The sequence below is a fragment of the Cellulophaga fucicola genome (assembly GCF_900119145.1).
GTDB lineage: Bacteria > Bacteroidota > Bacteroidia > Flavobacteriales > Flavobacteriaceae > Cellulophaga > Cellulophaga fucicola.
Window position 1 is genome coordinate 330,496 of record NZ_FPIY01000003.1, and the last position, 16,729, is coordinate 347,224.

A 16,729-nucleotide genomic window follows, 5' to 3' on the forward strand; every position below is an offset into this window, starting at 1 on the left:
GTTCTTTTATTTTTTATCTGTACAATGTAAAGTGTCCAACAAACTCTCTGTCGTCTTCTTCACCTTTAAGCTTAATAGTATACCAGTAATCTCCAGATGGTACTTCATTATTATTATAATAGCCGTCCCAGCCTGCATCATTTGCTCCCATTCTATATAATTCTCTACCATATCTATCATAGATAATAGTTAAGATATTAGGGAACCCTGCTGTGTTTTTAGGTTTCCATGTGTTGTTCTCAGAATCACCGTTAGGTGTAAAGAAATTTGGGATTTCTATATCTATAAACTCAATAAATATATCTTGAGTCGTTTCACAACCATTTTCGTCTCTCACAACAACGGTATAAGTATCTGTCTTACGTATCCTGAACGTATTGTCTTCCCCATTATTGTTTCCTTCCAGATAGAAAGTATATTTAGGGTTACCACCTGCAGCAATTGCCGTTATTTCGTTAATATTAGTATTCTGTAATACAAGTGTTAACGGATCAAAAGCATCTACTGTAAAGTCAATAGTTTCAGAACATCCATTTGCATGCAATATGTATAAATAATGATTACCAGCAGACATATTTGTAAAGTCTGGAGTTAATTGCATTGCAGCAGGATCTGTAGTATCTAAACCGTATAATACGTCTGTTATTGTGTTGTCTTCTAAAACAACGTCTAAATAATTTGTAGGCGTATCTGTACTACACTCGTAAATAGGTGTTGCAGTTGCTTTTAAGTTAACACCTGGCGCAATATCTATTACAATATTAGCATCACAACCATTAGCATCTTTAACTAATATTACATGTGCTCCAGAAGATAATCCAGAGAAATCTACTCTGTCTAATACATAATCTGCAGGATCGTTAGAATCTAAACTAGTTCTGTAAGGAGCAGTACCACCAGTTATTGTAACTGTAGCCATACCATCTTCATTACCTGTACAAGTTTCACCTGTTGTAGAAGCGCTTAACTGTATTACAGTTGGTTCGCTAATTGTAAAGTCAAAAGCTATAAAACAACCGTTTTCATCTTGTGCAATTACATCATAAACTCCAGGTGCTAAATCTGTAAATACGTTTTTAGTATCAAACTGATCTAAGTTAGGTGTTATAGAGTATTTAATTTCTCCTGTACCACCACTAACCTCAACAGTTATAGTACCATTTTCTTCACCAAAACAAGTTACATCTGTGTATTCCTCATTTTCTATTACTAAAGGAGTAGGTTCTATTATTGTTATTGCTCTAGATACTGTTTCACAACCACCATCTGATGTTACTTTTATATAGTAAGTACCAATTGGTAAGTTTCTAAAATCACCCGTAGTTTGTGGTCCTTGTAAAGGACTAGTACTTGTTGGGTTATCTAATAACTCATAAGAATAATTACCTAAACCACCACTAGCTCTTGAGCTTATGGTTGCTGTAGACTCACCATTACAATTAATAATTGCAGCACTTTCGTCTAAAGCAATAGTTAACGGTGGTACAGCATCTATTGTAACTAGATTACTGATAATGTTACCACAGTTAAAATCATCTCTTACATAGTATTGGTAAACACCTGCTGTTACTGTAAATGTATGTGTATCTCCACCAGTCATTGGCGTAAAGTTTATACCATCTACACTAAACTCATAAGGAGCAGTACCACCAGTAGCTGTTAATCTTATTTCTGCTGGATCTACGCACGTTAATTGTGAAACCTGTACCAAAGATCCAGTAATATCTGTTGGCTCTGTTATAATAGCCTGTATAGTTTCTACATCACAGTTCCAACCATCAGATACTGTTATCGTATATATACCAGCACTTAAATTGTTAAATATTGGACTTGTCTGTGTAGCACTGGTGTATAAAACAGTTGTACCAGCATCATCATAAACATTTAATTGGTAATTGTAAACACCTTCACCATTTAATACGTTAGTAGCGCTTACACTACCATTACTATCTCCAAAACAAGTTAACATTTGTGTAAGTGGAGTGATATCTGCTGTAATAGGTATAGCAGGATCTAATGTTATTGTATCTGTAAATAAACAACCACCATCATCTGTTACTGTTACAGTATACGTAGCAGCACTTAATCTAACAAAACTTACAGAAGAAACATCTGTAAAAGTAGTTTCTACAGCTGTAGCATTGTTTCTTAAAACAATATCATAAAGAGCATAACCACCTGTTGGTTGTACTACTATTTCACCAGCATTATCATCGCAAGTTACAGCTGCAGTTTGTGTTACTGTTGCTGTTAATGCCATATCTGGAGAAACTATTGTTATTACATTAGAATCTTCAGTACAAAAAGGAGCATTATCTTCTGTAACTGCTACGTAATAATTACCACCAGATAAACCAGTTATAGTAAATGTGTTTGTTGTTGCATTACCATTAATACCTGTTAAGGTACCATCAGCATTTAAAACTGTATACGTAAATGGTCCTGTAGTATCTGTAACTGTTACTTCTATTTCGCCGTCTGTACCTCCAAAACAAGTTATAGGAGAAGTTGCTCTAGCAGAAACCTTAATTAAATCGTATTGTGCAATGTTATACACTTCTGTATCTACATAACAACCGGTAGTTGTATCTGTAACTCTAAATACATAACCACCCACTGCTGTTAATTCAAAAGTTGCAGTGTTATATGTTGGTGTTGTTATTTGCGTAGCATTTGTATTACCAATTGGTAATAACTCATACGTGTATACATTTGTAGCATCACCATTATCTGTTACTGTAATAGTAACCTCTTCTGGACCATTACATGATATGGCAGTGTCTTGAGCAATTACAGCAGTAAATTTATTAATAGGCTCTATAGTTACTATTGTTGTTTGCGGACAACTATTATCATCTTTAACATAAACTGTAATTGTTTGTGTAACTCCTGTATCTGTAACAGTAAATGTATTTCCTGTCTGGAAGTTTACATTATCTATACTATATAAGTACGGATTAGAACCAGAAGGAATTCCTGGTGTTGTAGCACCATCTTCTATAGTTACTGTAATTGTTGCTGTATTTACAGTGTTATTAGGAGCACAAGCAAAGTCTGTTGCAACTGCACTTATTAGTAATTCTGTAGGCTGAGTAACCTCAACAGTTTGTCTAATAGCACAACCTTTAGCAGATACTACTTCTATTTGATAAAAAGCAGCAGCTAAACCTGTAAAAGTTGGGCTAGTTTGAGTTACTCCTATTTGAGTTACTCCTGTAGCATCATATAAATTATAGTTATATATAGGATCTACATTTGTTGCAGGATCTAAATTAGCAGTTATACTACCGTCTGATAAACCAAAACAACTAACATTTTCTATAGTTGAAGCTAATAAAATAGGATCTACCTTATCAGTTAATTCTTGTGTAACTGTTTTTTCACATATTGGTGCACTTGTGTCTAAATCACGAACCCTAAAGCTATACACACCAACTTCTGTTAAACCAGTGAACACACCAGTTGTATTTGTAATTGTTGTACTACTTATTGGTAATGTAGCAGTAAATTCTAGGTTTGTAGAACCACCAGTTACATTTACTGTTATTTGTCCGCCTGGATCTACAGTACAATCTATTGGCTTATCAACAATTGTCGAAACATTTATTTCTTCATATAAAACTGTTGCAACTGTTGTAAAGTCACAAGACCATTGATCGTTAATTAATACTGTGTAAGAACCAGCACCTAAACCAGAGAATATTGTAGTAGTCTGTGGAGAACCAACTGCTGTACCATCTTTAATAAGTTGGTATGTGTAGTTGCTTCCTTGTCCACCTGTAGTTCCAATAACTTCAATTTCACCTTCTAGGTTTGTACAGTTTTCTTGGTTTACCTGTAAAGTTGCAGTTATATCTATTGGCTCTACTAAATTAACATCTGCTAATTGAATAATACATCCATTTTTATCTGCAATCCAAACTTGGTAATCTGTACCAGCCGGAGCTGCAGCACCAGATAAACCAGTAAATCTAGGATTAGAAACATAATCTGTTGGATATACTGGAGCAGGATTAGTTGCTACATCTACAAAGTAAACATAGTCTCCCCAACCACCAGCAGCATTAATAACTTCTATAACTCCGTCATTACCTAAACAAGTTACTGGTGTAACTTCTGTAGCAGCTGTTATTGCAGCACTAGGACCAGCAATAGTAAATGCCTGTGTATACGTACATCTAGGATCTGGAGTTTGTTCTACTTCTATATAGTACGTACCAGCTACTAAATTATTAATTACAAAATTACCATTTGGTGCAATACCTGGAGTTTGTGTATCATCTGTAGTATCTGCAGGAGTATTGAATATATCTTGGTAAAGTATGTATGCTATTGCACCTGTATAAGTAACATTAGCATTATCATGTAAATTAAATTCTACACTACCATCATTACCACCAAAACAAATTACATTACTTAATACAGTTGCATCTAATTCTAATACATCTGGACTAGTTATAGTTTCTGATGTTGTTATAACACAACCAGTATCTGTATGTCTTACTAAGAAATTATGAGTACCAACATCTAAACCACCAAAAACATTTGAAGGTTGCCACGTTGTTCCGTTATCAATACTATACTCAAATTTAGAAGTATCATTTGTATTTGATGTAGCAGTAATAGTTATTTCACCATCTGTACCAGGATCACAAGTAATATCGCCTGTAATTGCAGCAGTAGCTGTTAGTAACTCATCATAAGGAGCTATATCTTCTTCAATTGTTCCAACACAACCATTATCATCATATACATTAATTGTATAAGAACCACCAACAGTATTTGTTTCTATATAAACATTACTAGAACCAGTTTGTACAATAACATCATCAGCAGTTGTAGGTGTATTGTTATCATTTATAAATTCATAAATAACATATGTTCCACTACCACCTGTAATATTAGTTACAGTATTTTCTACTGTAATACTTGCATTGTTATTTGTATTACCACTTGTAGGTGTACAACCAAATTCTACAACATCTGTATCTACAATTACAATAGGATCTACATCTGCAATTACAATATTTGTAATAGTTGCTGTACAACCATTTGTACCTGTTGCAGTTACTGTATATGTATTAGGAGGTAAGTTTGAGAATGTGCTTGTTGCAGCATCAAAAGTACCAGCTAAAGGTGTTATTGTATATGTTAATGGATTAATACCATTATCTGTTTGATATAAAGTTATTGTACCATCATCAGCAGTATTACAAGTAATATCTGTAAATGTGTGTGTAAATATTGGAGTTACGGCATCTTCTACAACAATATTAAATACTGTTGGAGGACAAGATGGAGTATTGTTATCATATACTGATACTACATAAGTACCAGATACAGTTGCACCATTCCAAACATCAGCATTTGCAGGTGATGGTAAATTAGTTCTTGGTAAGTCATTAGTACCAGGACCATCAATTTCGTATGCATAAGAACCAGAACCATCAAAAGCAGTGATTGTAATTTCTGCATTTGGCATTGCAGAACAGTCTAACAATTTAGTTACTGCTGCAGTAGCTTGAAATTTAGGATAAATTGTAAACGTTTCTGTTTCTCCACAACCATTTAAATCTTTTATTTCTACTGTTTGTGCAGCACCAGAACTTAGTCCAGTTATGGTATACTCACCAGCTATAAATGTAATATTTTGGAAAGCAGCACCATTAACACTTAGAGAATAAGGTGTTGTACTTGGAATATCTAAAGTTACTAAAACTTCGTAATTTCCTTCTGCTACACATTCATTTACTAATGTTAAAGATATTTCTGGTGAAACATCAGTTGGTACAAATATAGATTCTGTTTGTATACAACCATATGCATCTTTAATATAAACGTCATAAGTACCACCTTCTACATTAAATACGTTTACAGAAGAACCTGTCCAAGTGGTTAATGTTGGCGCTGTAGCACCTGTTGGTAAAATTTGATATTCATAAGGGCCTGTTCCATATTGACCACTAGCAGTTATTACACCTGCGTCTGTGTTACAGTTATCATTTTTAGTTAGGGTTAAATCTATCTCTAATAAGTTAACAGACTCACGTATAGTAAATTCACCACCGTAAACAGTACAACCATTAAACGGACCACCAACTTCAGATAATAATAAATAATATTGACCTGGAGGTAATGTTGCAAAATTAGATACAGTCATTGCTGTTACCGGTCCAGAAACTGGAGTTGAGCCAGTAACAGGAGTAGGTGTTATTTGTGCGTTAGATTGCTTATAGAAAATTTCATAATCTACTGCTGTTGCTGAGGCATCATAATTGTCAAAAGTAAAAGATATATTACCATCGTTAGAACCTGTACATGTTACGTTAGCTACTACATCTAAATTTGCTGTCATATTAGACGGGCTATCTATAGGTGTCGCTGCAGTTTCAAAATAATAACAATTAGTTGTTAAATCGTGTACAACAAAAGTATATGTTATACCAGGTGTTAAGTATACGCCATTAGCCGTTTGAGAGAATGTAATAATACTACCTCCTGCTGTATCTGGAGAATAATAAGTTGATGTATAAGGAGAATTAAAATCTTCTAAAATACCAAACTCATAATTACCACTACCAACCAATGCAGAAACTTCTACTATTGCAGTACCACCATCTGCACAATTTGCTGTAGATGTGCTTACATCTATATCTAAATCATCTGGTGGAGATGATATAACTTGTGTTGTAAAAGCAGAACAACCATTAGCATCAACAATATCTACTTCATAAATACCAAAAGTTAAAATATCAAAAGTATGGTCTCTTGTAGTTGCTGTTGTATTGTAAGTTTGTGGTGCAATACCATTATTAGCAGTTAGTATATACGTATATTCTGCAGTACCACCACTTGTATTTGTTATTGTTATAGAACCGGGATTTGTATTACCACCAATTATATTACAAGTTATTGGTTGACTTGTAACAGTATAATTTATTACTGCAGGTTCATTAATTGTTGTTGTTTCTGTAACTATACAACCTTTAGAATCTGTAACAGTTACAGTATAATCGCCTGCTGTTAAACCAGATGTTTGTGTACCATAATCTTGTGCTGTAGTTGTGTTTGTAACATTAATTGTATAAGGAGCTAAACCAACACTAGTATCTATTACAATATCTAAACTACCAGAATCGTCTCCGTTACAATTTAAATCTGTTGGAGTTACACTAGTTATTACAGGTAATTCTGCTGGTAATACAATTACAGAGTTTGTAATGTATGTACATGCAACAGGAGTTGTATTATCTGTTACTCTAAAAAAGTATGTACCATCTGTATCTGTAGTAAAGTTATTTCCTGTAAAGTTTGTAGCATTCCAAGGTCCAGAATTAGTAGTAGACCATTCATAAGTATAAGTACCAGAACCTCCAGTAACATTTACATCTATTGATGCATCTACTAAACAGGTTAAATCGTTATTTAGAACTGTTGTAGCTCTTAAAGAAGGATTTAAAACAACCGTTTCTTGTATAGCAACACAACCAAAACCATCTTTAACGTCTATTGTATAAGATCCGTTTGCAAGATTAGTAAAAGTATATGTTGTTGCAGTTGCTGGAGTTGGAGTAATCCAAGCACCACCGTTAATACTAAACTGGAAATTTTCGTTACCAGGAATAGAAGTAATATCTACTTGTATTTCACCATCATTTGCACCAGAGTAACACGCAGTTGGGGTTGCTGCAAAAGTTGGTACCTCTGGGGCAGTAACAGTTATTGCAGGAGTAACAACATTTGTACATAATTTATCATCTTGTACTCTTACTATATAGTTTTCATCAGCTGCATTTGCAGGTACATCTGTAAATATAGCAGAAGATTGATATGCTCTAAAAACAGTAGAAGTTGTTGTTACTGTATTGTATATTTCTAATTGATAGTTATACGTTGGTGTACCACCGTTAGCAACAGCAGTTATTGTAGCTCCAGTATTGTTACAAGTAAATTCATCTGTTATAGATGCAGTTACTGTAATTTCTGTAGGTTCTGTTAATTCTTGTGTTAATGGAATAGTACACGCATTATCATCTACATCTCTAACTTCAATAGTATAGTTTTGTGCAGTTAAACCAGTTACGGTTTGCGAAGTTGTAAAAGGTCCAGCATAAGAAGTACCACCATCTATAGTATATTCAAATCCGCCTGCTCCAAAATTAGAAGCATTAATAACAAATTCGCCATCATTACCTCCAAAACAAGAGATGTTTTTAGGGTTTGTAACTGTTGCAGCAAAAGCTTTACCAGCCTCTACCACTACATCAAAAGTTACAGATGAAGAACATACTTCTGGTAATTGAAATGCTTGTATATCGTCTATTGCAATATCATTACCATTGGTTGCAACAGAATTTGTACGGATAACAATATCAAGGTTTGTATTAGTTCCTGGATTTAATGTTACTGTATAATTATGCCAATCGTCAGCATTATTATGTTTAGGAATTTCACCTGTAGAAGTATTAGCAATTACCACACCACCAGCATCTACCAATTCTATAACTATACTAGGATCTGCAAGCCCGCTAAAAGCTGGATTTGAGCTTATTAAATTAAAGCCCCATGTAGATATTGTAATATCTCTATTTGGTATAACTTCTATACCTCTTTTGGCATATACAATACCACCAACACCAGCTACACCACCAACGTTCATGGCTAAAAACCTTCCGTTAGGGTTACCTGTATGATCATTTGGATTTATCCAACCAGAAAAAAGTAAACCTATATTTTGCGTTACTGAATATTCACCATCATTAATCCTTCCATTAGGAGAATTACAAACATCAGTTGTAAAATTTTGTGGCTCATAACAGTATACTGGATCTATTTGTGTTATTGATGTATTTGGTCCTGAACCAAAGTTTTCTGATAATAAATTACTAGGTGTAGGAGCTACATTAGATGTATAATCTACTTTAATAGTATGTGTACCTGCAGTAACATCTGTAAATACATTACTGGTATCTGGTGAGTTAAATCCACCATCTATCGAATAGATATAATCAAAATCTGTACTATTTGGTGTAACTGTAATTTCACCAAGACCTTCACAATCATAAGAAACAGAAGGAGCAAATGTAGGCGCAATTGGCGCAGGATCTACAGTTACTGTCATTTCAAACGTACATAAATTAGCATCTCTAATATATAATGTATGTGTACCTGGTAATAAGTTGTTAATTGGGTTAGTACTATAATTAGCACCACCATCAAAACTATACTCATAATTAGGTGTACCACCTTGAGCATTTGTTATTCTAACCTCAGCACCAGTAGTTGGGTTACATTCATATAATGCTGTAACTGCAGCAGAAGCAGATAACGTAAATGGTTCTGTTATGGTATGTGTAGTTGTTACTGTACAATTATTAGCATCTCTAACACTAATACTATAGCTTCCAGCGGGTAAATTATTAAAAACATTAGAAGTTTTATAAGCACCCCCAATACTATATGTGTATGGAGCTTCTCCACCCCCAGCAGTAATTGTTATAGTAGATTGCGATTCACCACTACAAAGTATGTCTGTACTTGCTGTAGAAACAGTTAAAGGAGCATCTTGAGCAATGTTTAAATCAAACTTAGCTTCACAGAAAGTTCCTGTTCCATTATTATCACGTACATATACATCATAATCACCAGCACCTGTAGTAACAGTTCTAGGATTAGTAGTTGAAAAATCTGTTGTAACCGGAGTAGCCCCATCAGCAACAATTGCATATACATAGTTTACACCACTACCACCAGCAGGAGTAATTGTAACAATTGCATCTGTACCACAAGATGTAATGTCATCTGCTGCTGCTGTTACTGTCAATTCTGGATTTACTGTAATAGTAGCAGTACCAGTACAATTTTTACCGTCTATTACGTCTATTGTGTAAGTTCCTGGGTTTAAACCAGAGAACACATTATTAGCGCTATAAGCACCACCGTTTATTCTATATTGATAAGTGCCATCTCCGCCAGCTGTTACATTTGCTGTAAGTTCTAGTCCTGCAGCTGCAGTAAAACAAGCATCATTTGGAATAATTTCTAAATTAGGAGCAACTGATGCATCTAAGTCAAAACTTGCCGTTACTATACAACCGTTTGCATCTTCTACGCTTACATTATAAGTTCCTGTTTGGTTTAAGTTATTAAACGTACCAGAACCATTGGTAAATGTAGTTGTACCATCTGGATATATAATTGTAAAGTCATTACCACCCCAACCGCCAGTAGCTGTTAAAGCAACGCTACCATCTGTTGTACATGTTGGTTGTGTTTCATTTACACTTAATGCTAATGCAGCAGTAGGTGCGTTTATAATAACATCTGCAGTTGCAGTACAATTAGTTTCTGTATCTGTTACTGTAATTGTATAGGTACCATTATCTAAATTAGATAAGGATATTAAAGTATTATTTACCGTTGTACCAGATGGTACAGCTGTTGGTCCTGTTATGGTATAATTGTATGTAGAATTAAAACCAGTTACATTAAATTCTGCTTCACCATCTGTATCATCAAAACAAGAAATATTACTAACTAAGTTACTAGTTACCGTAATAGGGTCTACTGGTCTAATTGTAAAGCTCTCATCATATTCACAACCTTTAGCGTCTGTTACTCTAAAGGTATAGGTATCTGGAGCTAAACCAGCAAATGTTGCTGTATTTCCTGTAGTACTTGTTGCCACAGCTGCTACCGGAGCAATAATTTCAAAAGTATAAGGAGCAGTACCATTCGTAACTGTTACAGTAACATCTGATGTTTGTGTAGGACAGTTTGGAGCAGTTGCTGTAAAGTCTAAATCTGTTGGTGGGTTTAAAGCATCTATAACAATTTCGTTAGTTACAAACGTACATAAGTTAGCATCTCTAATTGTAATAGTATAAGCACCATTAGTTAAGTTTGCAAAAGTATCTGCACCTGGAGCAGCGCTAAAATTAACACCATCTATACTGTAAGAATAAGGAGTTGCACCACCAGTAACATTTTGTACTTGTATAGTAGCTTCTTGTAAACACGTATAATCTAGAGTTAAAACAGCATCTCCCGTTACACCATCAACAGGGCCACCAATTGTGAAAAGTTCATCTACATCGCAAGATGTACCACCATTGGTTTGTGTAATTGTTAGTATGTAATCTCCTTGAGGTAAAGAAGTAAAAGAACCTGAGTTATTTACAGCTGTAGTTGTACCATCTGGATATAATAGGCTATAAGACATAGTATAACCATTACTATTTGTAATGTTTATGTTATAACTACCGTCTTCTGCACCAAAACATTTTTCATCTTCTATAATTGGTGTGTAAACTATTGCAGGTGCAATATCTACTGTAGCTTCATTAGTAATAATATAACAGTTGTTACTACCTACTACAATAAACTCATAGGTATCTGCATCTGCTGCACCAAAGTAAAAATCGCTTGTAGTTTGGTATGCACTTGCAGGAATATCACTTATAGAAAAAGGAGCTGGATATAAATCTACACCACCTTTACTCCATATTGCATATGAATAAGTTGGTGCAGCAACACCACCCGTAGCTGTTACAGATATAATACCATCTGTACAGTCTATAGATTTTGTTGTTAATGCGGTACCTGCTAAATCAGATACATCATTAATAGTTACTTCTTGTGTAAATGTACAACCGTCGTCTGTTGTAACTGTTACATCATAAACACCATCGTTTAAGCCCAAAAATGTATGGTCATTATCATCTGTAGGTCCAAAAGTATCTACATTTACACCACCTTGAGATATTGCAAAATAGTATTGTGGCTCTACATCTTCAGCAGAAATTCTTATTTCTCCTAAACCTGTACAATCAGTATCTTTTGTAGTTATATTAACTTTATAATCTCTTTCTAGTACACCTAAATTTTCTAATCTAAATACACAACCGTCTACCACACCTTGTTGGCGCATTTCTACTGTGTATGCTCCGTTGTTAGTGATAGGGAAAACAGGACCGTTATTTGCACTGTAAGGAACTAAAATGTTACCTGTTGCAGCATCTAATAATTGAAAATCATAATTTGCAGGAACGTTAGTAACACTTATGCTACCGTCTGTTGTACAAATAATGTCTTTTATAGTAGCTCTAGGGTCTAAATTATTTTTAAATACATTAAAATAGAATCTTGTAAAACAACCATTTAAATAGTTAATTACTACTCTATATTGCCCTTCATCTTCAGCATTAAAAGTTTGTCCGGTTGCTACCTGTGTCCAAGTACAAGTACCGTTTTTATTAGCACAGTCTTCTACAGATGCAGTACAACTACCCTCGTCTAACTTTTCCCATTGTATGCTTGTTGCATCAGGAATATTAATGTTTATTGGTTCTACATCATTTAAACCACATAAAAATATTTTTGGTAGCGGATCACCGTCTATTGGACAAATTGTAACCTCACCATCAACAGTATTTGTAGTATCGTTAATTAATGCTGTTATTGGGTTTGTTTGTGTAGTTCCAAAACGTGTTACAGTTATTATTTCTTGAAAACCTTTACAAGGATCTGCAATAATTTTATCAACTATATAAACACCTATATCATCTACAATAAGTGTGCTTAAATCACCATCAGGATTACCATCATTTTGTACAGTATCACCAGCGTCAATAACACCGTTTCCGTTTTCATCTTTATACCAAACGTAATCGTCAAAACCATCACCAGAATCTAGAATAGCATCTGCACCACAGATTTCTACACTTCTGCTATAGTCACAACTTTCTAAATCGTCTAATAAAAAGTTTGTAGCACCAGGAGTTGTAAAACCACAAGTATCAAAATCTGTAACACTTGGATCATCTGTAATCTCGCTAGAGTTTATAACACCTCTGTATGTAGAGTATGCTAAATTTTGAATAAGATCTGAGCATGCATCTATAAAGTCGAAACAATTTTCTGCTACACGTACACGCATACGTATGCTTTCTAATGGTCCGCCCTGTTCTACTAAATTATTTGGAATAGAAAAGATAACTTCTCTATTTGCTGGGTTATACGTATAAGTAACGCCTGCTGGCATTGTAATATTAGTTTCGTCTAATGTTACATTTACAGGTAAAATATCTTTTATAGTGTAGTTATCTGCATCATCATTACCAACATTTTGGAAAGATAATACATAATCTAAAACTTGACCTAAATTTACACCTTGGCCAGTAATGTCTGTACCACCAATGTCCTCTACCCTTTTGGCTAAGTGCATTTGTGGTTCTATAATTTCTACATCAAAAGATGTAAAGAAAATATCGTATTTATCTTGTGTAGAAGTTGCTCTTAATATAGCGCTTGTTTCATCATTAGGGATGGTAGACCAACCTGTGTTAGGTATTGTAAAAAGGTCTGCATCCCATCCTAATGTATTTCTACTATTGGGGTTACGGGTAGTTACGATATTGTTTTCAAAAGTGACATTACTGTCAAAAAAGTTGTTACTTCTATTAACTCCACCTGTATTTGTACCTAGAGGAGTATAAGTTGGTCTACCACTTGCTTTAATAGACAAGCCATCACCCGAAATACCGTTATCACCTTCTAAAGTACTTACACCTAATCTGGCATTTACAGGAAAAGGAGCAGGCAATGTTGTAAATCCAGATACAGGAATATCTACAGATTCTCCTGATTTAATACCTGCATAACCATCAAAAGTGGTAATATATTTACCTGGGTATGTTGGGTTTTCATAAACCACAACCATTGTCCAACCACCAGATACACCACCAGATGGACTTTCACCAACGCTAGCTCTAATGTTTGCAACAGTATATTCACCATTAGGGTCTGCTAAACCTGTTACTATTGAAGTAATATCTTTATAACAAGCATAAGGACTATAATAACCAAAGTCTGCATCACCAAAACCATCAAAAAGTACTTCATCTGCAGAGATATCTACATATGAACCACTAGGTGTTTTAAATTTAATATTTCCAATATTGCTACGGTCTGTTTCATTTGCATATACAGCAGACCAATATAAACCAACATACCTAACTCTAGAACAGCTAGCATCTGGTACAGTTAAAGTTGAACTACTAGAACTAAATGTAGATGCATCACCATCTATATCTATGTATTGCATATCCCAACTATCATTAGCAGTAGAGCTATTTCCTGTTTGGTTATATGGGTCATCTGCATCTACTGGTGTAAATACATTATAATACTCCCAGTATCCTCCCCACCAAGTATTTATCCATCGTCTTTCTCTTGTAACTTCATTACCTTCACGGTTTACAATGTTATTTGCTACAATAGTTAAGTCTCCACGGATGCTATTATCATACCTTGGTTCAAAATTGTTTTTAACTTGACTAAATCCTAGGTGGGACATGGCCAAGACAAGAATAATTAATAATGATTTTAAAAACTTATTCATTAGATAGAATGTTTTTAGTGTTTGTTGGTGAGTAATTAATTTGAGTTGAGTTGTTTGTTGTTATACTGTCATTGAATTTTATAGTATACTTATCGGTATTTTTTGTATTAGCTAATGCTATACAAGTAAGCAGCAGTGCACAAAAAAGTATTATTTTTGAAAATATTTTATCCATTACGCAACTAGATTAGGAGTAACTCTCATGATCCACATACGGTCTTGGTAAGAGCTATTTATATTAGAATAATATGATAGTAAAGCATTGTTCCATGAACCGTGCTTTTTTAAATAAACATATCTATAATTGTTTTCTGGGTTAATAAAGTAACTAGCATTTAAACCTTGTTTGTTAAGTAGTCTAACAAAACTGTTTGCATTTTTAGCACTAGCAAAAACATTTGCAATAATATAATATCCAGAGTCTACACCATCAAATTTTACAACTTTTGGAGTTGGGTAAGCACCAGCAACATTGTCTTTTTGTACTGGGTTTCTAAATTTAGAATTTCTGTAATCATCTTTAGCTTGTATTGCTGTTTTATCTTGTGTTTGGTTATTGCTAGCATATGCTGTGTTAGAGTACCTAGCATCTGTAGATGTATTATTATCTACATTCATTATCCACATTGTATCTGTATAAGCACCATTCATTTTAGAATTATGAGCATCTGCTGCTTCTTGCCAAGTATCATATTTTTCTAAATACACATACTTTAATCCACTTTTTGGATCTTTAATGTAATCTGCAGTAATTCCTTTATCTTCTAGGTCTGACATAAACTTATTAAGGTAGCCTTGACCTTTATAAACATTGGCTATTACATAATAACCCTGCTCTACGCCATCTAAGTTTTTAAACTTTCGACTCTTTATTGATGAAGCCGTTTTTGTTACACTATTAGAAGATGTATTGTTTGCAACTGCTTGGTTAGTTGATGTAGCATCTTTAGTTATAGTATTTTTTGGAGTATTATTTTGTGTTGAGCTCTGGTAACCAGAGTTTGTAGCTGGTGTTTTTGTGTTTGAAAAATCATCTACTAAATCTTGCCCAATTGTATTGTTAGAATTAGAAGTTGTATTATCTGCTACTGCATTATCATCGTTATTAATAAAATACATTTTCTTAGCTCTTTCTTCTAAATCTGGTCTATTACCTTGAGTTTCGCTACGTACCATACGTAACACTCTTTCAAACCTTGTTTCTAAGTCTCTTTGTCTATTAATTTCTAAAGAATCTTGTCTGTACATTAGCTCTGCCAATACTTGGTCATTTTCTGCTAATCGTTGTTTTAATTCTTCAAATTTTTCAGATTTTGACTCATCGTCTTCGTTTATTTCTTCATCGTTTAAGGCTAATTCCTCATCACTATCATCCTCTAACATTACACGGTCTTCTGTTAAGTTAGGTGTAAATGAGTATGCTAATGATATCTCATGTGTAAGTCCAAAATTATCAAGGTCTCCGGAGATTCCTTTTTCCATTGTATACCCTAGAGATAAACGTTTGTTAAGGTTAAAACCTAAACCAGCTGCTGCTCCATAGTGGTCATCATAACCTACTTGTGCCCAACCTATTTTTGGTAAGTCTAAAATAAGACTACCACCTAAAACTATATCCTCTTCACCCGCCATACGAACTCTAGCCAATGGCATTAATCTACCTTGTTCTAGAATACCAGATGTTTTATCAAACTGATGAGTATATTGTAAGTGTCCAGAAAATGTTTTTTCAGCAAATTCTGTTATAGATTCATTAGATTTTAGGTTGTAGTCAAATAAATTTTCTGCGTATAAACCAATATCAAACTTATCATAAGACAAGTTTACACCTGGCTGAAATTGTAATAAATTATCTGTTTGTCCATTTAAAAACGGATCGTCAGGATCTGCAGCATTTACCCTACTCTTATCTAAACCACTTGCGTAGTAAGAGAAGTTTGCTCCAAAAGTAAAGTTACTTTTATCGCTTAACTTAACGCCATAAGCGTAGTTAGCAAGCACGCCATAGTTTGTTAATGTACCAGCAGTTTGTTGGTAAATACTTACCCCTAAACCTACACGGTCATTAACACGACCACTATAACTTAAAAAGTAGTTTTGGTTGTTATCTGAAAATTCTACCGATTGGTTTCTATGTAATAAGTTTACGTACGACTTATCTTCCCTTACCGTAGAAAAGGTAGGGTTTATTAAGAACCTATTGTACTTTAAGAGGTTCTGTGAAGGAACATCGTACGATAGATAAGGATTAACCTCTTGGGCGCTAACATTGGTTAGCACCGTTAATAATAATAGAAAGTATATGTACTTAAACTTAAACATTTTAAA

At 34.2% G+C, this 16,729-nt stretch carries 2 protein-coding genes; both read right to left on the reverse strand.

Features of this window, described 5'->3' with window-relative positions; all coding sequences use genetic code 11:
- Positions 1 to 13: 13 nt before the first annotated feature.
- Positions 14 to 14,401: a T9SS type B sorting domain-containing protein gene (locus BT107_RS12145; protein WP_072304080.1), complete on the reverse strand. Its 14,388-nt coding sequence runs from the start codon at positions 14,399 to 14,401 to the stop codon at positions 14 to 16.
- 174 nt (positions 14,402 to 14,575) lie between these two features.
- Positions 14,576 to 16,723, reverse strand: coding sequence for a PorP/SprF family type IX secretion system membrane protein (locus tag BT107_RS12155; protein ID WP_072304082.1), 2,148 nt, complete (start codon positions 16,721 to 16,723; stop codon positions 14,576 to 14,578).
- Positions 16,724 to 16,729: the final 6 nt, after the last annotated feature.